The sequence below is a fragment of the Nibrella saemangeumensis genome (assembly GCF_039541915.1).
In the GTDB taxonomy this organism is placed as follows: domain Bacteria; phylum Bacteroidota; class Bacteroidia; order Cytophagales; family Spirosomataceae; genus Nibrella; species Nibrella saemangeumensis.
Genome location: NZ_BAABHD010000027.1, coordinates 93,228 through 118,237 on the forward strand (window position 1 = coordinate 93,228; position 25,010 = coordinate 118,237).

General features: G+C 52.4%; 22 protein-coding genes and 1 pseudogene. 14 read left to right on the forward strand and 9 right to left on the reverse strand.

Annotated elements, in window-relative coordinates:
• Window positions 1–286 precede the first annotated feature (286 nt).
• A pseudogene (locus ABD949_RS30800) lies at window positions 287–583 on the reverse strand (tetratricopeptide repeat protein); the annotation flags it as partial.
• A gap of 137 nt (window positions 584–720) precedes the next feature.
• Complete coding sequence (locus ABD949_RS12160; protein WP_345243807.1) at window positions 721–2,745, reverse strand: ATP-binding protein; 2,025 nt, start codon at window positions 2,743–2,745, stop codon at window positions 721–723.
• Between the two features lie 408 nt (window positions 2,746–3,153).
• On the opposite strand from ABD949_RS12160, the gene ABD949_RS12165 reads away from it, so the two are divergent.
• Window positions 3,154–4,035 (forward strand): serine hydrolase, encoded by an 882-nt coding sequence (locus tag ABD949_RS12165; RefSeq protein ID WP_345243953.1) that lies wholly within the window; start codon window positions 3,154–3,156, stop codon window positions 4,033–4,035.
• Window positions 4,036–4,051: 16 nt separating this feature from the next.
• Here ABD949_RS12165 and ABD949_RS12170 read toward each other — a convergent pair whose 3' ends face one another.
• From ABD949_RS12170 to ABD949_RS12195, 6 genes are all read right to left on the reverse strand, one after another.
• On the reverse strand, window positions 4,052–5,023 hold the full coding sequence (locus ABD949_RS12170) for a DUF1259 domain-containing protein (protein WP_345243809.1): 972 nt from the start codon (window positions 5,021–5,023) through the stop codon (window positions 4,052–4,054).
• A gap of 45 nt (window positions 5,024–5,068) precedes the next feature.
• Window positions 5,069–5,644, reverse strand: a complete 576-nt coding sequence (locus ABD949_RS12175) for a hypothetical protein (protein WP_345243810.1) — start codon at window positions 5,642–5,644, stop codon at window positions 5,069–5,071.
• A gap of 62 nt (window positions 5,645–5,706) precedes the next feature.
• Window positions 5,707–6,564 (reverse strand): chromate resistance protein ChrB domain-containing protein, encoded by an 858-nt coding sequence (locus ABD949_RS12180; RefSeq protein WP_345243812.1) that lies wholly within the window; start codon window positions 6,562–6,564, stop codon window positions 5,707–5,709.
• Between the two features lie 43 nt (window positions 6,565–6,607).
• Window positions 6,608–9,181, reverse strand: a complete 2,574-nt coding sequence (locus ABD949_RS12185; RefSeq protein WP_345243814.1) for a TonB-dependent receptor — start codon at window positions 9,179–9,181, stop codon at window positions 6,608–6,610.
• Window positions 9,182–9,361: 180 nt separating this feature from the next.
• Entirely contained in the window at window positions 9,362–9,625 is a 264-nt protein-coding gene (locus ABD949_RS12190) for a hypothetical protein (protein WP_345243816.1), read from the reverse strand.
• A gap of 24 nt (window positions 9,626–9,649) precedes the next feature.
• Window positions 9,650–10,231, reverse strand: a complete 582-nt coding sequence (locus tag ABD949_RS12195; protein WP_345243818.1) for a peroxiredoxin family protein — start codon at window positions 10,229–10,231, stop codon at window positions 9,650–9,652.
• Between the two features lie 489 nt (window positions 10,232–10,720).
• Between ABD949_RS12195 and ABD949_RS12200 the strand changes: the two genes are divergently transcribed.
• From ABD949_RS12200 to ABD949_RS12250, 11 genes are all read left to right on the forward strand, one after another.
• The gene (locus ABD949_RS12200; RefSeq protein WP_345243820.1) at window positions 10,721–11,500 is read left to right on the forward strand and encodes a MerR family transcriptional regulator; all 780 of its coding nucleotides are present in this window, start codon (window positions 10,721–10,723) and stop codon (window positions 11,498–11,500) included.
• Window positions 11,501–11,645: 145 nt separating this feature from the next.
• A complete protein-coding gene (locus ABD949_RS12205; protein ID WP_345243822.1) occupies window positions 11,646–12,521 on the forward strand; it encodes an alpha/beta hydrolase in 876 nt (291 codons plus the stop codon).
• Between the two features lie 4 nt (window positions 12,522–12,525).
• Entirely contained in the window at window positions 12,526–13,407 is an 882-nt protein-coding gene (locus ABD949_RS12210; protein ID WP_345243824.1) for an alpha/beta hydrolase, read from the forward strand.
• A gap of 8 nt (window positions 13,408–13,415) precedes the next feature.
• The gene (locus tag ABD949_RS12215; RefSeq protein ID WP_345243826.1) at window positions 13,416–14,987 is read left to right on the forward strand and encodes a carboxylesterase/lipase family protein; all 1,572 of its coding nucleotides are present in this window, start codon (window positions 13,416–13,418) and stop codon (window positions 14,985–14,987) included.
• A 38-nt stretch (window positions 14,988–15,025) separates the two neighbouring features.
• A complete protein-coding gene (locus ABD949_RS12220) occupies window positions 15,026–15,364 on the forward strand; it encodes a carboxylesterase family protein (protein WP_345243828.1) in 339 nt (112 codons plus the stop codon).
• A 43-nt stretch (window positions 15,365–15,407) separates the two neighbouring features.
• The gene (locus ABD949_RS12225) at window positions 15,408–16,649 is read left to right on the forward strand and encodes a carboxylesterase/lipase family protein (RefSeq protein WP_345243830.1); all 1,242 of its coding nucleotides are present in this window, start codon (window positions 15,408–15,410) and stop codon (window positions 16,647–16,649) included.
• A 12-nt stretch (window positions 16,650–16,661) separates the two neighbouring features.
• Entirely contained in the window at window positions 16,662–17,723 is a 1,062-nt protein-coding gene (locus tag ABD949_RS12230; RefSeq protein WP_345243832.1) for an alpha/beta hydrolase, read from the forward strand.
• A 130-nt stretch (window positions 17,724–17,853) separates the two neighbouring features.
• Window positions 17,854–19,536, forward strand: coding sequence for a hypothetical protein (locus tag ABD949_RS12235; protein ID WP_345243834.1), 1,683 nt, complete (start codon window positions 17,854–17,856; stop codon window positions 19,534–19,536).
• A 26-nt stretch (window positions 19,537–19,562) separates the two neighbouring features.
• Complete coding sequence (locus ABD949_RS12240) at window positions 19,563–20,858, forward strand: CitMHS family transporter (RefSeq protein ID WP_345243836.1); 1,296 nt, start codon at window positions 19,563–19,565, stop codon at window positions 20,856–20,858.
• On the forward strand, window positions 20,855–22,177 hold the full coding sequence (locus tag ABD949_RS12245) for an acyclic terpene utilization AtuA family protein (RefSeq protein ID WP_345243838.1): 1,323 nt from the start codon (window positions 20,855–20,857) through the stop codon (window positions 22,175–22,177). Before ABD949_RS12240 ends, ABD949_RS12245 begins: the two co-directional genes overlap by 4 nt.
• Entirely contained in the window at window positions 22,174–22,485 is a 312-nt protein-coding gene (locus ABD949_RS12250) for an AtuA-related protein (protein WP_345243840.1), read from the forward strand. Before ABD949_RS12245 ends, ABD949_RS12250 begins: the two co-directional genes overlap by 4 nt.
• A gap of 12 nt (window positions 22,486–22,497) precedes the next feature.
• Here ABD949_RS12250 and ABD949_RS12255 read toward each other — a convergent pair whose 3' ends face one another.
• Entirely contained in the window at window positions 22,498–23,571 is a 1,074-nt protein-coding gene (locus ABD949_RS12255) for a CHC2 zinc finger domain-containing protein (protein ID WP_345243842.1), read from the reverse strand.
• Window positions 23,572–23,680: 109 nt separating this feature from the next.
• On the opposite strand from ABD949_RS12255, the gene ABD949_RS12260 reads away from it, so the two are divergent.
• Window positions 23,681–24,232 (forward strand): DUF3575 domain-containing protein, encoded by a 552-nt coding sequence (locus ABD949_RS12260; protein ID WP_345243844.1) that lies wholly within the window; start codon window positions 23,681–23,683, stop codon window positions 24,230–24,232.
• Window positions 24,233–24,433: 201 nt separating this feature from the next.
• Window positions 24,434–24,970 carry a DUF3575 domain-containing protein gene (locus ABD949_RS12265; RefSeq protein ID WP_345243846.1) on the forward strand — a complete coding sequence of 179 codons (537 nt, stop codon included), beginning with the start codon at window positions 24,434–24,436 and terminating at the stop codon, window positions 24,968–24,970.
• Window positions 24,971–25,010 lie beyond the last annotated feature (40 nt).

Below are 25,010 nucleotides of genomic sequence, written 5' to 3' on the forward strand. Positions count from 1 at the left end.
TAAGGACATAGGTTATCTGCAAAGCCTGTCTGTACAACTGGAGAGCCCGGCTGTTGTTACCTGTAAAAGTCTCAAGACGTCCAGAATTCCTCAGTATACTAGATCTGGCAACCAAATAAGTAAACCTGTCAACTGATTTAGGAAAATGATTACTCAGCCAGTCTGCCTTTTGGTGAACGATACGAGCCGAATCGGGTAAATTCAGAGCGAGAAATGGTCTAACCATATTCCCGTATTCTCTCATAAGCCCATACGTATCACCATGATATTCAGACAGTTGTCTCGACTGCTCAAAGTAACTAAGCGCCTGCTGGTTTTCACTCAGAGCACTATAAATTATTCCAATAACATTCAGTGATTCTACTTCCAGTTGCCAGTCACGAGTATCGCGGGCGATGGTGAGGGCTTTAAGGGCATAATCAAGGGCTTGAGGTAGATTCCCAAGATCCCTTAATGTACCACTATAGTTTCTTAAAACCCTCCCGACTCCTTTAGCAAAACGTATCCTGCGGGCAAGTTGAAGGGCTTGCTCAGCTAGTTTCAAGCTGGAGTCTGTCGAATATATATGATAACCATAGACCAATTCAGCCAGTATCAGTACCCGGCTGGTGTCCTGGCGGGTTTGAGCCAGCAGACGCTTCAGGCTGTCCAGATGCGCATTTTGACCTAACGCAACGGGCAGGCACAAAACCCACAATAGTAGAGTGGCAAACAAGCGGTTCATAACAGATTGGAGGTGGGTAAGGTGACAACAAACTCCGTATACGTATTTTCCTGACTATCCACTATCATCTCTCCGCCATGCCCTTTGGTGACAATATCATAGCTGAGAGACAAGCCCAGTCCCGTACCCTGTCCCGTCGGCTTGGTGGTGAAGAATGGCTGATAGATTTTGGAGAGAATCTCCGGGGGAATACCCGCGCCATTATCCTTCACCCGCAGTTCCACCCGCCCATTCTCCCGATGGGTAATCACCTCAATTTGGGGCTTGTAGGCATTCGTGCCCCGGCCGTTATGGGTCAGCTTTTGCTTTTCCTGCACCGCATAGAAAGCATTATTATATAGGTTCAGTAGCACCCGTCCTATATCCTGAGCCGCAACATTGACTTTGCCCAAACTGGGGTCCAGATTTAACCGCAGGTCGGCCGTGAAGCTGTCGTCTTTTGCTCTCAGGTTCTGGTAGGCGAGCCGCAGGTATTCATCCGCTAAGGTATTGAGGTCGGTGGGTTCTTTCTGCCCACTGCTGACGCGGCTGTGCTGCAACATACCTTTGACGATGCTATCGGCCCGCTTGCCGTGGTGATTCACTTTTTCCAGGGTTTCCTTTAAATCGGCCGTTAAGGCTAAAACGTCCTCGGTATGACCAGCTTTGGTCTCTTCTTCCAACTCCTCTACCAGTTCCGTACTGACCTCCGAAAGGTTAGTGACGAAGTTGAGCGGATTCTGAATTTCATGGGCAATGCCAGCGGTCAGTTCTCCTAAGGAGGCCATTTTCTCGCGTTGGATAAGTTGCGCTTGAGTAGCCCTCAGGTCGGAAAGTGCGGTTTCGGCTTTGTGGCGTTGGAGGTTGATCTCCTCTTTTTGCCGTAAGAGCAACCGGTTGGCTTTTTGCTGCTGACGGTTGGTGAGGTACAGGATAAACGCAATCAGCAAGACGACTACCAGACCTGCCAGTAGGGTATAGATCTGTACTCGATTCTTAAACTTTTCCTGGGTTGCCACCAATTCCTGCTGCTGCTGTTGTTCGTCGAGCAGGAGTAATTGTAGCTGCTGAAACTTTTTAGGCCCATATAAACTATCGTTGGCGGCTCTGGCTATGTCCTGGTAGTACAGAGCACTGTCGGCATTAGGGATAAACTTAAACAGCTGTGACAGTAGATTGCCTGCTTTTAAAACATTGGCTTTGTAGTTTAATTTTTGGCTATTACCCAGGGCAAGGCGGGCATAATGCAGACTGGAGTCGCGTTGGTGAGTCTGGTTGAACACCTCTGCCATATACAACTGAGTCGTAGACTGAATACGAATTTCATTAACCAATAAGGACAGGCGCAACGCTTGCCGATAAAAGCCAATAGCCTCTGCATAATACCCTATTAAGGCAGCAAGTCGTCCCGAATAATTTAAGTTTGTACACTTTAGTGCGTTGTTTTTTGGGAATTGACTGAGCAATTGATGTGCCTGCTTATTGACAATCCTGGCGGAATCCAGTAAAGAAAGGCTTATGTAGGCGTTAGTCATATTAGTCAACACAACAGCAACGCGCATTTTATCAGAAATAGCTTCATGAATTTGCCTGGCTTGGTTATAGTAGCCAAGCGCTTTGCGACTTTCTCCCAAATCGAAGTAAATAAGGCCAATCTGGTTTAGCCGCTGTCCTTCTTCTGAAGGGTCATGTATAGTTCTGGCGATGATCAGCCCTTTATAAGCATACGCCAACGCTTGCGGCAGGTCACCGCGTATCCTTGATACGTTAACCATACGGCCTAAAGCCTGTCCTTCACCTTTCATAAAGTTGCTGCTGTGTGACAGTTTCAATGCCTGCTGAGCCAGATTCATAGAGGAGTCAGGAGAAAAGAAGCTATAAGCATTAGCCAGTTTAACCAACAGCAACACCCGGCTGGTATCCTGGCGAGCCTGAGCCAGCAAACCTTTAAGGCTGTCGATTTCGGCGGGATCAAAGTTCTGCCCCAGAGTAAAGGATACAGAAAGTATCCATAGAAAGAGGAAAACAGATAAACGTTTCATGAGGAGACAGCACCGGCAGGTGACGGGTTCAGGAAAGAGGAAGTAGCCGAAGGGATTCATGCTTCCCGGCGACAATCCCCATGTCATTAGCCGGCAACCGTAGAGCGATAACCAAAGACGTAACTACCACCTAATGTATACATTTTCAGAGAAATAAAAGCAAAAGCACTTACTATTCGGTTCCTGTTCAGACGCTGTTCAACCGAGGAGGATTTGTACACCAGCGCGTGAGCCGGCATAAAAAAGTCAGGTCGCCTTCCTGAGAAAATACGCGCCGGCCTTGTAAGTTTATAGAGCGTTATTGTAAACTCACCGGCGTAACGATTGAATCACCCAAATTCTATGCGCAAACGCTTTACCCCTGCCCTGTTTTTACTGTTCACAATTATTGGTACATCAGGCTGGTATATGGCTCTGGCACAGCACTCCTTTGTGGGTGTCACCAAAGGAGACAAAAAACTGACCCGCCAGATCCAGGAACTCCTGAAAGGTTTCAACGGCGATGTGGGTGTGTATGTGCGCAACCTGAAAACAAACCGGGTCGTTATGGTAAATGCCGATACGGTGTTCCCTACTGCCAGCACCATCAAGATTCCTATTATGTGCGGAGTGTTCGACAAAATTCACCAGGGCGAACTCTCCTACCAGCAGGAACTGGTGTACCGCGACTCGCTTCATTACGACGACGGCATTGTCGGCTCACTGAAAGACGGGGCCAAAATCCCGCTTAGTTACGTAGTGATGCTAATGGAAACTATTAGCGACAATACCGGTAGTCTCTGGTTGCAGGCACTGGCCGGCGGAGGAGCGACCATTAACAACTGGCTGGCAGCAAACGGCTTTCCGCAGACGCGGGTCAACTCCCGCACGCCCGGCCGCGAAGCCAACCGCTCGCGCTACGGCTGGGGCCAAACCACACCCCGCGAACTGGGCGAACTGCTGGTGATGATCCGGCGGGGACGGGCCGTCAGCCCCGACGCCAGCGACCGGATGTATCGCAACCTGGGCCGGCAGTTCTGGGATGGCGAAGGCCTGTCGCAATTACCGCCGGACATTAAGGTAGCGGCTAAAAACGGAGCGGTGAATCAGTCAAAGTCGGAGGTCGTGCTGGTACATGCTCCCCACGGCGAGTACGTGTATTGCCTGATGACCAAAAACCAGAAAGATGAACGCTGGGTCCGCGATAATGAAGGGTATGTGCTCCTGCGAAAACTGGCGACCCTGCTCTGGAGCTACTACGAACCCTCCAGCCAGTGGAAACCGGCCGAAGGGTACGAGAAATGGTGGTAAACGGGGGCTGATACCCTCAGTGCTGCATACCGCTTGTTTTGCCCTTACCTAACTGGTCCAGCGCGGCCCGGAAGCCTTTGGCCAGATCAGTCGCCGGTCCCCGGCCATAGTAGTGCAGAAAGATGGTTCGGGGCTGTTCGCCCAGCATATGGTGGTGCAGGGCTACTATCTCCAGATTATGCTGTCGCAACGCCTTCACAACATTGTTAACCTCCCCGTCGAGCATGGCGATATCGCCCGCAATGTGCGCGTCGCTTTGCTTACCGGCAAATGACGCCCATGAATTCAGTCCAATGGCTGCCGTCATCTCGGCTCCCATGGCGACAATCTGTACGTCGTCGCGCCCAACGGTATACTTATACGTCGGTCCGTTGACAACCCCTTTGTACTTGACCACACCATCCAGAGCAGCTAAATCGAATAAGTCTGAACCCGTTGAGGCCGGGGCACCGGCGGTAGCGCCCCCACTGGCCTGGTTTGCCGGAAATAGTTTGGTGTTGCGGATGGCTTTTGCATACTTCTCCGCCAATGCGGCTGTGTCGCCCATGCCGTGCAGGTGCATGTAGAAGATGCGCGGCTGCTCGTAAAAAAAGTGGTTGTGAATAGCCCCGACCTCCAGCCCGGCTGCGTGGGTAGCGTCGATGAGCGGATTCACCTCAGCCTCCAGCAGTACCGTATCACTCATCATAACGGTCTGTTTGCCGTCGAGCGTTTTCTTGAAGGCCACCCAGCCCCCAAAACCGAACGGAATCGGTACCGGATTATTCTTAACGGTAACGGTCAGGTCATTGCGGGGCAGCGGTACCGAGTAGGTAGACTGCGCTTCGTTATAAGTTCCCTTCCTGCCTAATGCCGTGGCAATGGCATCCTGTTCCTGCGTCGTTAAAGGCGGTGTTTTCAAGGGCATCCCCATCTGACCGACCGGTGCGCCACAAAAAGGAATGGCACCGGCTACCCCCGCTGTTTTCAAAAAATTTCTCCGTCTCATAAAAGGGTTTGTTTCGATAACGTTAATCAGCCCCAAGCTAGCTATTTAGAAAACAATACCAAACTGGAAGCCCAGGGTTACCGAAGCAGCCCGGTTGTTGCCAAACCGGGCCGGAATGGGCACCGCGACAAAGTAACTGTTGGTCTTCGTACGCTTCACAATCTTGTTGAGGACCGGCGTTACCCCATACCGGCCGGAGGTTTCGAACGCCAGCCGGCCGGCGAAGGTAAAATCATGGCCTAAATTGACCAACACGCCCGGATGGAACAGCACGTTGGTCACCCGGCCAGTTCCGTTTTCGGCCCGGATAGTAGGTACTATTTCTACCGAAAAGCCCAGTTGCTGCGTCTTCCAGATGTTCATTCCGATGGGGAAACCCACTACATAATGGCTGCTGAAGTTGGTTTCACTCCGGTTTCGCTCGACAGTCACCAGCGGATGCAGAACGCCCAGGTAACCGGCCATACGGGGATAGACGTGAGCCGGGAGTGTAGTAACCGGGGAGGTAGGGGCTGGGGTGGTCTGCGCCAGCGTACGGGATGTGGTCAGAGCGGAGAGTAAAGCAGCAAGGAAAAATACAGCTTTACAAGAAATCCTTCTTAGTTGGTAAAAGCCAGACATAGGTGCTAATTGTGTTATAACCGCAAGAATACCGCCCACTGAAACCGGAAAATAGAACGCATTTAACCTTTTGCATCCGCTTTACCTTTTTGCCGTTTTTTTCGGTATTCGGACGGGTTCTGGTTCATCAGCTTCTTGAAAATCCGGGTAAAATGGCTCTGGTCCGAAAAACCGGTCAGGTACGCTATTTCGGAAAGCGTGTAAGACGTTGTCTCCAGCAACTGAACGGCTTTCTCAATCCGGAGCTTCCGGATGTACTCACCAAACGACAGGTTGTCGAAGTAGCGGGAGAACACTCTGGATACGTAGGCCGGATTGACCGCTAAACTATCGGACAGGTCGGTCAAGCTCAGCGACAGGTTCGTATCAATCTGGTCCTGAATGAGTTCCTTCAGCTCACTCACCCAGGCCGGTGTTCTGCGTTTTTCGGCCGATTGCTGATAGGTATGGAGCACTTCCAGCAACAGCCGTTCGGTTGGGCTTTGGGTGTGCTTTTCCTGCTGTAGGTACCGGGCCCAACTGTACAGCGCATCGTAGAGGAGCATGCCCCGCTCCAGCAGTTCATGGTCGTTGCGGATGTTAAACGCCAGTCCCGCCGAGATGGCCCACAGTCCGGCAGCCTGGGGAGCCAGCGCATGCGTGTCGGTATCTGCCCCGCGTACAATGGGAGCCAGCACGTGCAGCGCCGGATCTGTAAGCGCATGTTTCTGCAACAGATAATCGAAGGTGCAACGGTCTTCGTAATGGGTATATTCTACCCCCGGCACATCAAACGGAATGGCATCCAGCTCCTTTGCCTGGGGAATAACCTCCTTATCGGAGACAAAGAAAAACTCGGCTGCCGGATCAATAAACCGCCTGATGAGCCAGGGGCAGGCAATTCGGTCAATCTTGGGGCGTTCGCGGGTAATCCATTTCATAGGTTTTCGGCCGACTGCCCAAAATTAAAAGTGTATCCCGGATTTAGAATGAGTACCGCAGCGTTACCCCATACGTTCTAGGGTCGCCCAACACCCCGGCGTAATGACCGGCATTGCCGGCCGCCGGCAGCAGTTGCTCAAAATAATCCTTATCCAGCAAGTTACGTCCCCAGAACAAAAGCGACACCCCGTTTGAGGCCCGGAATCCCAGCCGGGCATTCACCAACGCATAGCCGTCTATGTTCAAATACGCCGAGGGCGACGGACTCGATGAGAACGAAGAGCGGTAGTAGTTATCAATGGCCAGGAAGAACCGGCCCTCCTCATTCAGAAACTTGCCGTAACCGCTGATCTCTCCCCCCAGTGAGCCAACCCATTTGGAGATACCCGGCAAAGCACCGCCCGAGATGTCCTTAAACGCCGACTCACCACCCGTTTCTTCCAGAGGCACCGGTGCGTTTTTAAATGAGATGTATTTGCCGTCGGTATAAGCTACTGCCCCATAGAGGGTTAAAAAGTTATGCACCCGGAGGTTTCCGTCCACCTCAACACCCACCACCCGTACACGCTCGGCATTGGCCAGGTAGCCCCGGTTTACCCCCACCTCGGCCGTCTGTACCTGCGTCTGGTAATCCCGGATGTCGGTGGTATGGAACACCACATTCAGCGTCGATTGCGGTGTCGGGCTGGTCTTCACCCCCACCTCATAATGCGTAACGTACTCCGGCTTAATCCGCGCCAGTTCGGTCATCACCCGGCCATTGGCTGTAGGCAGTCCACCCAGGTTGACCCCAACCGGCTTATAGCTATTCGAATACGTGGCAAAGGCATTGAAGCGTTTGGCGGCTTTGTAAGACAGCGTGAGTTGACCCGACAGGTTACTTTCGTCGACATCAGCCGCAAACGCCTGGTTGGTATAGACCGCATTCTTCAGCGCAATCAAGGCCGGATCGGTGGTTTGCAAACCGCCGTAAGTCTGCCGGTTAAAGTCGACCTTCTTCTGGTCATAGTTGTACCGAAGACCGGGCAGCAGGTGCAACCGGCTGGTAATGGCCCAGTCGACCTGGCTGAACACTGCCGCCCCGAAGGACTGCAGCCGGGAGGTAGTCCGGATACCGTAGCCGTCGAAAAGGCCCGGTGTCTTCCACAGCGCACTGGTCGAACTCTGCGAGAAGCGCCACTGGGTTGCCCCCGACTCTTCGGTGTGAACGGGGTCGGTTTTGAGGTCCTGCCCAATCAGAAAGACGCCCACAACCCCGCTTAGGCGCGAAGACAGATTACCGGCGTAGCGAACCTCCTGAGTCCATTGCTGGTGCCGGGAGGTAGCTGCCGATCTGGAGAGTACCGGCAGGCCGGTAAAGTCGCGGTCATTGGAGGGGTCCCAGTTCCAGTACCGCCAGGCGCTGGTCGAGGTCAGCGTACCCGGTCCTACTTTGGCGTCGACGTTGAGCGACACGCCACCGAGCTGGTTACCCGAGCGCCACGGTGTGTCATGGTCGATAAGGCGGTCGAAAGGATTCTGGCTGGGTAGCTGATAGCCTAAATCGGCAATGATCTGGTTGAACTGCCGGTAAGCCGGACGTTTGGTGGGGGCCACACCCGCCACTACCTGAGCAAAGCCATCCGGCTTCTGATCCGACACATCACCGGCCAGCGTAATCCGAATCTGGTCGGTAGGGGTAAATAACAACTGACCACGGAAACCCAGGTTATTGAGAGTGTTGACGTACTTCTCCGTTCTGACGTTGTAGAGCAACCCGTTGCGGTGCGTGCCTGAGAAGGAAATCCGACCGGCCAGGTTTTTACCCAGAGGACCGGTAAGGGCACTCCGGGCTTGAATGTAGCCATAGTTGCCATAGCTGACCTCGAAGGTACCGCCCGACTGAAAACTCGGTGCGCGGGTGGTAATGTTGAAGGCCCCGGCCGTGGTGTTCTTGCCGAAAAGGGTACCCTGTGGGCCACGCAGCACCTCAATCTGCTCAATATCGATGAAATCGAGCGTGGTAGCCGCTGGCCGGGCGAAGTACACGCCGTCGACGTAAAAGCCGACACCGGGGTCAATACCGTCGTTGGTCAGGCCGAAGGTCGAGCCCAGCCCCCGAATATTGAGCGTCGTGTTGCGGGGGTTGGAGGAATAGAGCTGCACGGTGGGCACCAGTTCCTTCATACGATTTACGTTGAAGGCCCCGGCATCCTCTACCAGCGGCCCCTTAATCACGGAAATAGGAATGGGTACCTCCTGCGCCGACTCCTGCCTGCGCCGGGAGGTGATGACTACTTCCGAGAGTACTTCGGAGCTCTCCTCCAGCTTGATTTCCACAAACTCTTCGCTGACGAGGACTTCTTTGGTTTTGTAACCAAGGTGCGAAACCAGCACGGTAAACGGCAGTTTCTGGCCGGTAATCAATCCGAACTGGCCGTTTTGGTTAGTGGGCGCACCGTTGGTTGTGCCTTTGATAGCAACAGTAGCCCCCACCAGCTTTTTGCCGGTCCGGTTGTCGATAACCCGTCCGGAGACGGTGGCGTTGATCACGGGGTTGTTCTGAGCGGCCAACAAGAAGGAGATGAACAGGAAGCTGGCCAGAAAAGCTGCCCGCGTGAGTACAATTTTTTTCATTACTTTGTATTGGTTTTGTGAAAGATGAGGCCGGCCCGACGCGTCGGTGCCCGTGCCTTGTTTAAAACCAGCCGCTACGGCGGTCCGACGGAACGGTTGCCGCCGTTCCGTCATTTTTATGGGTACTGTACCAGTTGCCGCTGGTACAGTACCGTAATCAACAAATTGATTTTAATACGCTTACTGAATTTCATTCACGCTAACTACCCCACGAACGGCCAGCAGCCGCCGGGTAATCCCGGAAAGTTGCCGGTTATCAGACGAGCGCACCGTCAATTGTCCGCTGACCCGTACGCCGTCACTCTCAAAACGCAGTTCCGCCAGGCGGCAGGTTTCATCCTGCGGTACAGCCTCCGCTACATCGCTTACAAACGCCAGCCGCTCGAAGCCGATGACCTGAAAGACCGTCTGGAGCCAGTCTTCGGTAGGGTGGGTTGCTTTCATCGGGAAGGTTTGTTGATGGTTTGGTTACTGCGTTACCAGCACTCGCCGGGCTGCGTCAACAACCGCTTCGGTCGGGATAGTTTTGTCAAAATCCTCGTCCAGGAAATGGTACGTAATCTGACGCTCCCCACCAATCACGTAGAGTGCCGGGGTAAAGACATCCTCCGAAATACCTGATACCCGGTCCCAGATGGGATTCGCTTCGGAATACACCCCGAACTGACGGGCCACCGTAAAGCCCGCGTCGTAAACGACCTGGAAGTTCAACTGCGGGAACTGAAGCAGCAGCGAGTTTACCGGTTCATTGGAAAAAACGAGCAGACTAGTTCCCTCCGCCCGCAGTTGCTCCGCGAGTTCGATGAGTTGCAGCAAATAGGGGCGGGCGTAGCGTCCCCAGCACGGGCAGTAAAAACTGACCACCAGCGGCTGCTCGTCGGTTGGTTCAGCCACCTGTACGGGCGGGTGCCCATTGGCAGCAAACGCAGCAAAGCTGGCGAAAGGGGCTTTCTCGCCCGTTATGAGCGGACGGACATGCGGGGCCGACTGCCGGTCTATCGAGACGACTGAACGGATGTCGCCTAATTCGTTTTCAAATTCAAGAATCATAAGACTAACTGGTTTACGTGTTCATTAGTATTAATATATTATCTATAGAATATATAGATTAATACATTAACTTAAAATTTATGGGTACCATAAGCAGCCGATGGCTACTTAGTTGAGTTGATTTATTTCCTGACGAAGGGAAAACGGGAGACCTGAGGAGGTCGGGAAATTACATACAACAACAGAAAACCGCCGACATTCGGTGGAACGAAGCAGGATTCATGCCGATACGTCCGGGCGATGAATGAAGTTGCTGCGCGATTTTCATGGGTACTAATGAGTTGGTGTACTACTCCGGTTGATTGATGGGCAAAGGTGAATACACAATTTTAGTTTTCCAAATTATTTTGAAAAAATTGATTATCAGCCATTTAACTAATAGTCTATCTAGTTTAAGGACTAATAAATTGTAAAAAGTGAAAATTTCTCTTGACTCTCCCCTTACGTCATAGCCTACCTTTCGCCCGTCAACCAACAAATTACCTGACAATGAGACAATACACGGTCCGGCAACTGGCAAAACTGGCGGGCGTGAGTGTGCGCACACTCCACCACTACGACGAGTTGGGCCTGCTGAAACCTTCCATTCGTACGGAAGCGAAGTACCGACTCTACGGCCCAAAAGAGCTCATCCGACTGCAGCAGATTCTCTTTTATAAGGAGCTGGACTTTGCACTTGTCGACATCAGGCAAATTCTGGAAGACCCGAACTTCGACGTGCTGACGGCCCTGCACAGCCACAAGCAGGCCCTACAGGCACGAAGAGACCGGTTATCCGAATTGTTGGTGACAATTGACAAAACAATTTCAACCTTAAACGGAGAACAAACTATGTTAACTGACGACGAACTGTACCAGGGTTTCTCTAAGGAGCAAGCCAACGCGTACCGGCAGGAGGCTGCCGAAAAATACGGCCGTGAAGTGGTCGAAGAATCGGAAAATAAGCTGCGTGGGATGAGCAAGGAGGCATTTGCACGGCTGGGTGCCGAAAGTAAGGAAGTAGCCCTGAAAATAGCCAACCTGATGCACCTGGAACCAACCGACCCGGCCGTGCAGCAGCTAATAGCCCGACATTACGCCATTATCCGGCAGTTCTGGGGCGACTCGGTCGGTCAAAACGGCTCCATCGCTGACGCCTACAAAGGGCTGGCGCAGACGTACGTTTACGACCTTCGTTATACGGCAAGCTACACGGGTGAAGAGAATCCGGCTTACGCGGCTTTCATCAGCAAAGCAATGATTCACTTCGCTGACACGCAACTAAAATAACAGAACTGGATTACAGGAGAATTGGGTATTGGCTCAGTTCTCCTACTTTATAGGGTTATACATCGTCATTAAATTTTGCAATTATACCGTTGCCGGTTTGTTACGTATGCATTCTTTATGTACTTTTGACATAAAGAACCTAACCATGCGTTTACCTCGTCTATTTCTCGCTCTTTTTCTGCCTCTCCTTCCTCTGGTTGCCTTCAGCGCCAAAGTTGATACGCTCGATGTGCCGAGTGCCGCGATGAAGCGTAACCTGCGTGCGGCTGTGGTCCTGCCGGAGTCGTATGCGAAGAGTAAAGCCAACTATCCCGTACTATACCTGCTGCACGGAGGTGGTGATCAGTTCAGCGACTGGCTGAAAAAGACACCCGACAAGTTGCTGCTGCACAAACTGGCCGACCAGAATAACCTCATCATCGTCACCCCCGAAGGCGACCGACTCGGCGGATACCTGGACAGTCCGGTTCAGAAAGACAACCTGTTTGAAACCTACATCGCCAAAGAAGTCGTCGAGAAAATTGATAACACCTACCGGACCATACGCGACCGCAAAGGGCGGGTCATTACCGGCCTGAGTATGGGTGGCCACGGAGCCATGTACTTGGCGGCCCGCCATCCGGAGCTGTACTGTGCAGCCGGCACCATGAGTGGCGTGATGGACCTGAATTACAAAACCTGGCGCATCGACCCAACCTTTGAAACGAGGATTCAGCCGGGATTTGCCCGTATCCTGGGCACGCTGGGTTCAACACCCGATTACTACGCGGCTAACTCGGTGGTCAATATGGTCGACAAGATTAAAGCCAACGGCCAAAAACTGATTATCGACTGTGGCGTCGATGACTTCCTGATTGAGCCGAACCGTGAACTGCACCGGCGGCTGGTCTACAGCAAAGTTGAACACGATTATACCGAACGGCCCGGTGGTCATACCTGGGATTACTGGCAGAACTCCCTGCCCTACCATGTGTTATTTTTTACCAATATCCTGAAAGCTAACGGCGCTGCTGTTCAATAATCCAATGCTCAGATTACCCGTGAAAACCCTACCCTTACTGCTTGGCTGCCTGCTGTCGCTGTCTGCAATGGCAGCCAAAGTTGATACCCTGGATGTGCCAAGCGCCAGCATGAACCGCACCCTGAAGGCCGCCGTGGTACTACCGGAACGGTATAAGAAAGCCATACAACCCCTTCCGGTATTATACCTGCTGCACGGCGGGTCGGGCAGTTTTCGGGATTGGCTCACCAAAACGCCCAACAAAACGCTCTTGCACCGGCTGGCCGATCAATATAACCTGATCATTGTAATGCCCGATGGTGACCCGACCAGCTATTATTTCGATAGCCCACTGGTTAAGACCAGCCAGTTCGAGACCTTCATCTCGAAAGAACTAATCGACAAAGTTGATAATACCTACCGTACCATTCGGGAGAAGAAAGGGCGCGTAATCGCGGGTTTGTCCATGGGTGGACATGGGGCTATGTTTATTTCGTCGCGCCATCCGGAGTTGTTTGCAGCCGCCGGGAGCATGAGCGGAGTAATGAATATCAATACCGCTACCTGGAAAGTACCCGCCGATTTTGCCAAGTCCCGATCAGAGAACTTTGCCAAGCTATTGGGGCCACCCAAAGAAGGCGAGGCACCTTATCCGGGTTACACGATGGTCACGCTCGCTGACCAGCTGAAAGCCAATAACCTGCCCATTATCCTGGATATTGGCGTAGATGATTTTCTCATCGAAACCAACCGTGACCTGCACCGCAGACTGCTTGAAAACAAGACCCCCCACGATTACATCGAACGTCCCGGCGGCCACACTTGGGAATATTGGGAGAATGCCTTACCTTATCAGGTGCTGTTTTTCAGCAAGATTCTTAAAGCAAACGGAGTTACTATACCCTAATCTGGCTTATGAAAACGACACTTTCCTTGTTTAGCCTCGCTTTGCTGTTGTTCGTGGGCGTTGTGGCATTTGCACCCGCAACCGGTGATCTGGATACCGTAAACGTTACGGGTGGCCGTATCTCCGGCACCACCAGCAAAGACGGCAATGTGCAGATTTTCAAAGGCATTCCCTTTGCCGCTCCGCCCGTTGGCAACCTGCGCTGGAAAGCTCCCCAGCCCGTAATTCCCTGGTCGGGTGTTCGTAAAGCTGATACTTATGGGCCAAGCCCGATGCAGAATTCACCGTCTCCCTTCGGTCCCTGGAGTGCAGAATACCTGATTCCGAAAGAGCCGATTAGCGAAGACTGCCTGTATCTGAACGTGTGGACGGGGGCGAAATCCGCTAAAGAAAAACGCCCGGTCCTGGTCTGGTTGTACGGGGGTGGTTTCAACAGCGGAGGCACCGCCGTACCTATTTACGATGGCGAAGCGACCGCTAAAAAGGGAATTATTTATGTCAGTACGAATTACCGCGTAGGGCCGTTCGGCTTTTTCTCTCATCCGGAACTGAGCAAAGAATCTGGCCATAACGCATCAGGTAATTACGGACTGATGGACCAGATTGCCGCTCTCCAATGGGTGAAGCAAAATATCGCCCAGTTTGGTGGTGACCCCAACAACGTCACCATTGCCGGGCAGTCGGCCGGTTCCATGGCTGTTAGTTGCCTGGTGGCGTCTCCGCTGGCGAAAGGCCTGTTCAACAAAGCCATTGCCCAAAGCGGAGCCGGTTTTGGCCGACGCTACCTGCCGCTTCAGCAGGCCGAGGAAAGCGGCCTGAAAACTATGCAGACGCTGGGAGCCGCGTCGCTGGCGGAGCTACGCGCTAAACCCGCCGGGGAAATTCTAAAAAAAGCCCAGGGCCGTGGTGTTGTCATCGACGGCTACGTCCTGCCTCAGCCCATCGCCGATATTTTTGCGGCCGGTAAACAAAACAACGTAGCGCTACTTACCGGCTGGAATCAGGATGAAGGCCTTAGCGGTGCGCCTAAAAGCGCGGAAGAGTTCCGGAAGCAACTGGAGCAGCAATACGGTAAAGACGCGCAGAACCTGATGCTTTACTACCCCGCCAATTCCGATGCCGAAGCGGCCAAATCGCAGAATTATCTGTCGCGGGATATGACCTTTGGTGCGCAGAACTACACCTGGGCCAATGTCGCCAGCAGCAAGGGTGGCAAGGTGTACGTGTACCGCTTCACCCGCGTGCTGCCTGCCACCGGTGAATACGCCAAATACGGGGCTTTCCACACCGGCGAAGTCGCTTACGCCTACGATAACCTCAAATTCATTGACCATACCCTGCGGCCATTGGATGCCGCCGACACCGAACTGGCCCGTCATATTTCTACGTACTGGGCAAACTTTATCAAAACCGGTGACCCAAACGGGAACGGTCTGCCGCCGTGGCCGGCGTACTCAGCCCAGGACAAGCGGGTGATGATGCTGGGCGATATGATAAATGCCAAGCCGTTACCGGATGCAGTTGCACTTGATTTCCTCTCCGGATTACTGAGTAAGGGACAGCCTACCCAAACAAAATAACAATTAATAACCAGTACCTAACCTCAATTTATCAGTTGATGCATACCAAGTCCATGTTATTTTCGCTGGCCGTGCTTGCACTGCCGCTGCTTTCTGTTGCCCAGGCCCCCAAGTCAGCCACCACCCCCATCGTGGCCGGCAAAGACATCGCCGTTGTTTCTACCGAATCCGGCAAAGTGCGCGGCTACATCCACAATGGTACCTATACGTTCAAAGGCATTCCCTACGCGAAAGCAGAACGGTTCCTGGCACCAACCAAGCCGGATTCGTGGACGGGCGTCAGGAGTTCAATGACCTATGGTCCGGTTTGCCCGACGGATCCTACCACCACCGTTAATGATGTAATTGAGTTTTCGTTTCAGCTGTCAAAGCCTTAATGTCTGGAGTCCTCAGTTAACAGACGCCAAGAAACGTCCTGTGATGGTCTGGCTCCACGGGGGTGGGTTCACGGCGGGTTCATCGGTTGAGCTACCGTCATACGATGGCGAAAACCTGACTAAAAAGGGCGATGTGGTCGTTGTTACGGTGAACCACCGCCTGAACGTACTGGGCTATCTGGATCTATCGGCGTTCGGAGAGAAGTACAGGAACTCGGCCAACGCCGGTCTGATGGATCTGGTCATGGCCCTACAATGGGTGAAGCAGAACATCACCCAGTTTGGTGGTGATCCAAACAACGTAACCATTTTCGGCCAGTCGGGCGGGGGCGGTAAAGTAACCAGCCTGATGAATGCGCCTTCGGCGAAGGGTCTGTTCCACAAAGCCATTGTGCAGAGTGGCAGTTACATCACCAGCTTTACCGAGAAAAAACTGGCTCAAAAAGTCGGCGCAGCCCTTCTGGAAGAATTGAAGCTGCAACCCAATCAGGTTGACTCCCTGCAGAAGATCTCCTATGAGCGCCTGAACGCAGCTAGCAAAAAGGCGCTGCGCAAAGTGAGTGAGAGCCTGAAAGGAGAAGGTCGGCCCGCCTTTGGTATAGGCTGGGGGCCTGTTCTTGACGGCAACTTCCTGCCTTACCAGCCTTCAGAGCCGGCTGCCATTGAATTATCAAAGAATATTCCGCTGCTGGTGGGCACGACTAAGACCGAATTTGGCCCGTTCAATCCGGCTAATCGCGCAAATACTATGGAGGAAGTCAAAACCAGTCTGCAAAAGCGTTACAGCGACAAGGCCGATTCGTATATGGCGGCCGTTAAAAAAGCCTATCCGGAAACGTCGAAGCCCTCCGACTACCTGGATGTAGAGATTGGCTTCCGGGCGGGTGCTATTCGGCAGGCGAACCAGAAAGCGGCCGTTGCCGGAGCGGCTCCGGTGTATATGTACCTCTTTACATGGAGTTCACCGGTAAACGACGGTATGTATAAGTCGATGCACTGCATGGAAATTCCGTTTGTGTTTAACAATATCAGCCGTTGTGAAGAAATGACCGGGGGCGGACCCGAAGCCCACGCCCTGGCAGATAAAATGAGCCTGGCCTGGATAAATTTTGCTAAAACCGGTGACCCTAACCATAAGGGCTTACCTAAATGGCCGCAGTACAATGCCGGGAACGGTTCCGCTATGATATTCGACACTGCAAGCCAGGTAAAAAATCACCACGACAAAGAACTGATTGACATTGCGACCGGCAAACCTGTAGTGGCCTCAGCTGCTACCCGATAACTACCTTATTTTATGAAATTTCTGACAATTGTTTTTGCCTTTGTTTCCATAGCCGTTACCAGTTGGGCCCAATCCCGTCCGCAGGCATCGGTTAGTGTCAGCCAACCGCCGGTAAAAGAGCGTTTCATCAAAGTCAGTGATATTGTCTGGGCCTCACCCAAAGGACAAAACCTGACGATGGACATCTACACCCCGAACACGGGCAAAGCCAGTTACCCGGTGATTGTTATGTTCCACGGTGGGGCCTGGCTCATCAATAACAAGAGCATCATGGAAGAAGCATCGGCGTATCTGGCCAATAATTCAGACTATGTCGTTTGCAATGTAAATTACCGGCTGCTGCCCGACCAGAATAATACCGTGAAACTAAACGAGGTTGTGGAGGATGTTTTTGGAGCCGTACTGTGGGTAAAAGACAATATCGCCAGATACAAAGGTAATCCCGGTCAGGTTATTGTGACGGGCGACAGCGCGGGTGGACACCTGGCGACAATGATTGCTACCCAGGGCAATAACCTGGAGTCTGACGGCTTTGCCGGGCCTACGCTGGGCTTTACACCAACCTATCTGCCTAAGGGAAAAACAGCCGAACAGGTAGCCAAAGAAAACGGTCTGGCTGTACAGGCTGCTATCATCAGCTACGGCGCTTTCGATCTGTATGGCAGTGCCCTGGGTGGTTTTGAAAAAGACTCCAACTTTTTCTGGGCGATGGCTAAGGCTAAGTCCAGAGGTTTGTTTGGCGATGGCATCAACGCAACCGATAATCCCGCTCCGTACAAGCAGGTATCACCGCTGTATAACATACCCAAAGCCAGCGAGCGCAAACTGCCACCGCTGTTATTTACCGTGGGATCGAAAGACAATCTGACCACCCCGGCTTCCATTGAAGCGTATATTGCCAAACTAAAAGAAGCAGGGCATACGGAGATTGAGTATTGGGTGCATGAAGGCCGGCCTCATGCTTATCTGGATTCAGGGTCGAATGAGTTCTTAGGAATAAGTTTTAAGAAAGACGCGCCCCAGGCTCTCGACAAAATGATTGCCTTCCTGAACAAAATCTTTTACCAGGGTTGACGTTTCAACCGGCAGGAAAGCGGTTTGGTGGATGAAATATGAACGGTAGATGGGTACGGTTACAGGCGATGTTGTAACTTGTTCACCTAAACAACGACCTTGATTTTCATCCACCAACTCCTCTTTCGCTATGAAACGTTTCTACCGCCTTTGTCTGTTGCTGAGCCTTGTTCTGTTTGCTCAGCACTCGTTTAGCCAGGCACCGCTATCGGCTAGCCTTAAACAGATAGCCACTCAGCTAAAACCGGTCCATGGCTCGTCTCAATCCTTTGAGCAAAGCATGACGTTCGACGCGGCCCGTCCGTATCTGATCAGTGCTTCCGTCAAAGAAACGGATAAAAAAGGCCAGGCTACAGTCAGCGAGTACACCTTTAATCTGGCCGACATAGACCCAGGTAGCATCAACTTTGAAGCGAAGAAAGAGTTGATGACCCTGACGCTGAAGACCCGCTCCAAAATGGCGTTTATTGGCCTGAAAGAAAATGGCACCCAGAAAAATAACACCGCTCAACTGGTTTTATACGGAACCGACGCCGACAATGCCCGCGCCTTAGTCGAACTGTTCCGTAAAGCCGTACCGCAGGCCGACGCTCAGTTTCTGGCGGATATAAAGCTGCCCGAAACATATGAAACCCTGGTAAAATGGATTAGCAGTAATCTGGATTCGGCACCCGGTGGTTCCGATGGCCTACAGCAATCCACCGAGTTGGATAAAGCAAACCCACTGTTGATGAAACTGGTACAAAAGCGTTCCGAAAAGGGAAAATCAATTGAGCAACTGTATCAGTTCAACGCAGCGGACCTGAGCCCGCAGCGCGTTACTCTGGATGTAGATGGTTCGGTGATCCTTGTGAAGCTGGAAAATAAAGACCGCTTTATCCGGTCGCAGAAAAACGGGCAATGGGAAAAGAATACAGACGTGGCAGAAGTGCGGTGCCTGACTGCCGACAAGGCACGGCGGATGCAGATGGCCTGGCAGAAATTACTGCCGCTAGCAAGTAAGCAGCTCGATGCCCAACGCGCAAAATATATTCAGTACGCGTCGCTGAACGATGGCCTGAAGCGGGTAGCGGCCGCCGTGCAACCAGCCGACGATGGTACGGAACATATTGAGCAGCAGCTCACTCCCACTTGCCTGTCCACTCTTAGCCGGAAACTGTCGGGGCGTAAGTCACTCGGCCAGACGTACCGCTTCTACTGGAGCGACCTTGATGGTCAGAATGCCAGAGTTCGTTCCGACGGTAACGCCTTTGTACTTGCTGTGCCAACCAAAGACAAAGGCAAGTGGATCACTACGACCCAGAACGGGCAGCGCGGCAGTTACGAAAACACAGTAGAAATCAGAAGCAACGATCTGGAAACGATTCGATTTGTGCCGGCGCTGCTGGCGAAACTGACGTCTGAATGCCAGAAAGCAACAGCCGCTTCGCTACCAGCCGGGAGAATGACCTGGGTAACGGATAAAATAAATGCTGTTCAGGACCCGAAAGGACAAATGACGTACCAGTTTCAGAAGGTAGACAACTGCAACTATACCTATACCGCCCGTCAGAATGGAGGTAAGAAAAGCACTGAACTCCGCTGGGACATCAACCTGGCCGATCTCAACCCATTAGGGGTGAAAATTAATGTTTCAGGCAGTGAACTGGCCATAGACCTGGCGACGAACGGCAAAGACAAATTGATTAAAGCCTATAAAGACGGGCAGCCCACCAGTTATGCCAACCAATTAAGTCTGCTGATCAATGACCTCGAAGTTGCCCGCCCGATGGCCGATATTTGGCAGCAGAGTATTGCGGGATGCCGCCGGTAACCAGTCCGATTTCCTAAACCTAACCTATGCTCTCTTTTTTCGGCTTTGCCACGATTGTTGTTTTTCTGACACTGATTTTCACCAAGCGGCTATCGGTCCTTACGGCACTGGTGATGGTACCTCTGGTGATGGGCTTACTGGCCGGCTTCACGCCAACTGAATTAGGAGAAATGATTCTGGCCGGAATCAAACAGGTAGCCCCTACGGGTATTCTGCTGATGTTTGCCGTGCTGTACTTCGCCACCATGCTCGACGCCGGCTTGTTTGACCCCATCATTGCCAGCATCATCCGCTCTGTAAAAGGCGACCCGCTGAAGGTAATCATCGGTACCGCCATTCTGACGATGATCGTTCACCTCGATGGAGACGGAACGGCTACATTCATGATTGTGATGTCGGCGTTTCTCCCGATCTACCGGCAACTAAAAATCAATCGGTTGATCTTGCCGGGCATTGTGGCGCTCAGTGTCGGACCGCTTCATCTGGTCCCTTGGTCCGGTACATCGGCGCGGGCCATCTCAACGCTGAAGACGGACGCTACCCAACTATTCAACCCGAATATTCCGGCTATCCTGGCAGGTATTGGCTGGGTGCTGGTGGTAGCCTACTGGTTTGGCCTGAAAGAACGGAAACGTTTAGGCGTTGCCGACCTGCAATACGTCCATCACGAAAGCCTGACCGATGAGCAGCGGGCGTTTCGTCGCCCAAAACTCTTCTGGGTAAATGCTGTGCTGACGGTGGGGCTGATTGTTACGCTGATGAAAGGCTGGTTTCCGGCTCCGGCCTTGTTTGTGGTGGCTGGCGTAGTGGCGCTCGTGATCAATTACCCCAGACTGGCCGACCAGCAGAAAGTGTTGCGGAGTCACGGTAACAATATTTTTATGGTATCGAGCATGATCTTCGCGGCCGGAGTGTTCTCGGGTATCCTGACCGGCTCCAGGATGATTGACGCCATGGCCACATCGCTGGTGTCGTTGATTCCGCAGCAGCACGCGGCCTGGCTACCGACGCTCACCGCCATTACCAGTATGCCGTCCAGCCTGCTGTTTACGCCTGATGCCTATTATTTTGGGGTAGTGCCCATTCTTAGCAGCACAGCTACCCAATTTGGCATTGATCCGCTGGAGATCGGTCGGGCGGCTCTGCTGGGACAAATGACCGTCGGCTTTCCGGTGAGTCCGCTCACAGCGTCTACCTTTCTGCTGGTCGGTCTGGCCGAAGTAGACTTGGGCGACCACCAGAAGTTTATTCTGAAATACGCTTTCGGTACCACGCTGGTGATGACGCTGGCTGCACTCTTAACCGGGTCGATTCATTTATGAAAGAACACGTACGCATCGGCTGCGGGGCCGGATTCTCCGGCGACCGGCTTGAACCGGCCGTCATTTTGGTGCAACAAGGCCAGTTAGACTACCTGGTGCTGGAATGTCTGGCCGAGCGAACCATTGCGCTGGCCCAAAAGCGGAAGCGACAGGACCCCACGCAAGGTTACGATCCGCTGCTGGAGCGCCGGATGGAAAGTCTGTTACCCCATCTGCTGGAGAAAAAGGTGCGCCTGATTACCAACATGGGAGCCGCTAACCCTTTAGCAGCCGCCGAAAAAGTTCTGGCCATAGCCCGCAGACAAAAGGTATCGGTAACCGTAGCGGTAGTAACGGGCGACGATGTACGTAGCCAACTAACGGGTGACGAACCATCGCTGGAAACGGGGAAACCCCTGAGCGATTCAGGAACGTTGATTTCAGCCAACGCTTACCTTGGTACAGATGCTATTCTACCCGCTCTGGCTACTGATGCCGACATCATCATTACAGGCCGCGTAGCCGACCCTTCTCTTTTTGTAGCTCCACTGGTGCATGAGTTCGGTTGGTCGATGGATAACACCAATCAGATTGGGCAGGGAACCGTAATTGGACATCTGCTGGAATGCGCCGGCCAATTGACCGGTGGCTACTTTGCCGACCCTGGCCGAAAGGATGTACCGGATATGGCTCACCTGGGGCATCCGTTTGCTGATGTTTCGCCGGATGGCATGGCCGTTTTCAGCAAAGTGGATGGCACAGGTGGCGTAGTTAGTGCCGCAACGGCCAAAGAACAACTCCTGTATGAAGTAATGGACCCCGGCCGCTACATCACCCCCGATGTAATTGCCGACTTTACGCAGGTACGGTTAGCAGAAACTGGCCCTAATCAGGTCAGGGCTACAGGGGGTCGCGGGCAAACCCGCCCCGATACCCTGAAGGTTAGTGTGGGCTATGACGCAGGGTTCATCGGCGAAGGGGAAATATCTTATGCCGGTTCCAACGCATTGGGCCGGGCAAAACTGGCGGGTGACATTATTCAGGAGCGACTACAAGACCGTTTTCCTGACCTTCGCGTTGATTACATCGGCAGCACTTCCGTGCACCGAACAAGCTTCGGCCATTATCCCGACCCGTACGAAATCAGGCTGCGGGTAGCCGGCCGGGCCGCTACCGCCAAAGATGCAGCCCTGGTGGGCGAAGAGGTGGAAGCCCTCTACACCAATGGTCCGGCCGGTGGCGGAGGAGCCCGGAAATATGTGCATGAAATTGTGGGTATCATCTCAACCCTCATCGACCGAAACAAGATTACCTCCAACGTTACTGTACTACATACATGAAAACCAAGCTACATGACGTCGCCCACAGCCGGGCTGGCGACAAAGGCAATACATTAACGCTTTCGCTTATACCCTACAAACCTGACGATTACACGCTGCTGTGTGACCAAGTAACGGCCGAGGCAGTAAAAAACCATTTGCGGGACATTGTAGCCGGCGAAGTCACCCGCTATGATTTGCCCAACCTGCCTGCCCTTCAGTTTGTGTGTCAGCGGGCACTGACGGGTGGCGTCACGACCTCGCTCACTATGGATACGCACGGCAAAAGCCTGAGTTATGCCTTGCTGGAGATGACGATCGACATCTAATTCTTCCCTGCTTTAGAGGAAATCGGGTTTTGGCCGGTTAGTGAAGTAGTCATTGACATCTTTATAGCCATCAGGTACCGTTCGAGGTTGGGTGTGGATGCTGATGCCATGCTGTGTAAATGTCCCGGAAAATTCGATGGCGGCCTTTTTACCAGCGTCATCGTTGTCAAAATAGAAAAAGACTTCTACCCGCCTAAAGAGTTTAGCCCATTCGCGTTTGAACATGGTTACACTGCCCAGGCTCACAGCATGAAGGCCCAGCTGAGTCAGCGTCATACAGTCGAAGGCCCCCTCAGTTACGTATACCCTGTTTCTCGGCCCAAGTTTAGGCAGAATATCCTGGTTGAACAACTCAACGGGCACTCCGCTCAGAAACTGGTACCGGGAAATAGTGTCGGCGGGAGCGCCAATGACCCGTGCCTGCAAAAAGACAATACGGCCGTTGCGGTAATAGGGTATAATAATGGGGTGACGGTAAAAGATCAGATTACCCCGCTCATTATAAAGGCCACTCTCCTGTAAATCCAGCAAGCTAAAGGTATTGCGGAGATGTGCGTGCACGGTCTCATAATCCGTCACCACAAAGATCCGGAAATCGCGGAGGGTCTTTTCAGTAAAGCCCCGGCTCTGCAGATAGTCTATTGCATCAAGACCAATCTGGTGAGCGGGCTGCCGGTCGCAGATGCGCTGAAATTCTTCGTAGATGTCGCTGTGGTATGACCGGTAGACATAAGTACCAGCATTGGGTGTCGCTATCTTCTTCGCTCTGACGCGCTCCGGGGCTACCTTCTGCAACCCTTTCTGCTTATACCCACCGATCTGGTACCCTGGCAGGTAATTAGCGGCCAGTTCATGCATAGCGGTGCGGTATTCCTGTTTTGAAATATCGGCGTAAAAGCTCACGACATCGCCATGCTTCCCGCAGCCGAAGCAATGAAATGTGTTGGTCTGGGGGTACAGCACCAGTGAAGCCGTGTTCTCGTCGTGAAAGGGACAAAGAATTTTGCGATTGAACTGCAATTGGTAGCCCAGGTCGGTGGCTACCTGTATAATGCTGATGTCGCGAACTTGCGCCAGAAGGTCCATGCAATAAGTCTCCGTTTGTAAATGCGCCAATCTATAACCCCTTACAGATTTTGTTGGTTATTGACTCATGAGCACCGCAGACGCTTTCCAAGATACAACGATTGCCGGCATGAAAAAAACAATTCACAGACTTATGCTTACCGGGTTGGCCATGCTTTGCAGTACCGCTTTTGCCCTGGCACAGTCTGTTTTGAAAGCAAATCTGATCAGCCCCTTCTTCCGAACGGCCAATGTATCTTTCGAAAAAGTAATAAAACAGGACCGAAGTCTGCAGGTTGGCTTTTACTACACCGGACTGCGGTATAAAAACACCCGCTTTAACGGCTATGGCGTTACGCCCGAATACCGCATGTACCTGTCCGTTGACCGGAAAGATGCCCCCCAGGGATTTTACCTGGCCCCTTTTCTCCGGTACCAGCAATTCAGCCTGACTCAGGTAGACACCCGTGTTGGCGGCTCATTAACTACCTACGGAGGTGGCGTAACAGCCGGTTACCAGGCTTTATTCAGCGACCGCATCACCCTCGACGCTTTTCTGGGCCCCTCTTACAATAATGGTCGTGTCCGGGCTGATGCCGGTCTTGTGCAGTCACCATTCGCTATCAGTATTTTTACGGGTTTTCTGGTACGGGGCGGCTTAAATATAGGCATAAAGCTGTAATTGTATTCTTTAAAGAGACTCTCATTTTTTACAACGATACTTATTCTATTACTCCTGCAAACTATGCTTACAGGGAGTGATATTTACCGATTACTAAATCAGGATTCCATTTGCCAGTTCCTTCTTGTATTTGTCTTTTTCCCAGATGATCTTTGTCGCAGAATTTATCATATACTAAATATCCACATCATGAAAAAGCTAATGAGATCTGCACTACTGGCCGCAGGTGTATTGGGTAGTGTGTATACTGCCAACGCACAAAGCCAGACTGTTATAAAAGCTAACATCTTCAGCCCGCTTGTTCGCACCGGTAACTTTGCCGTTGAACGTGCCCTTAGCGAAAACCACAGCTTCCAGGTTGGCTTCTACTTCACCGGCTTCAAAGTCGATGACACCCGTTTTAACGGAATTGGGGTAACACCGGAATATCGATTCTATCTATCTGAGTCCAAAGATGCGCCAGCCGGCTTCTACGTCGCCCCTTTCCTACGGTATCAGAACTTCAAGCTTACCAGCGTCAACAATAGCGCAGAGGGTTCTTTATCTACCTTCGGCGGGGGTGTTACAGCCGGTTATCAGGTGCTGCTGAAAGATCGGATAGCGTTCGACTTCTTCCTGGGCCCATCCTATAACGCAGGTTCTGCCAAATCCAAAGACGGGTCAACAGAGTCTTTCTCCACCGGCCTTTTCAGTGGATTTGGTCTGCGCACCGGTATCACCTTTGGGATTGCTTTTTAAAACTATTTCAGCCAAAAAGAAAGTCGCTGCCCCAGTGGGG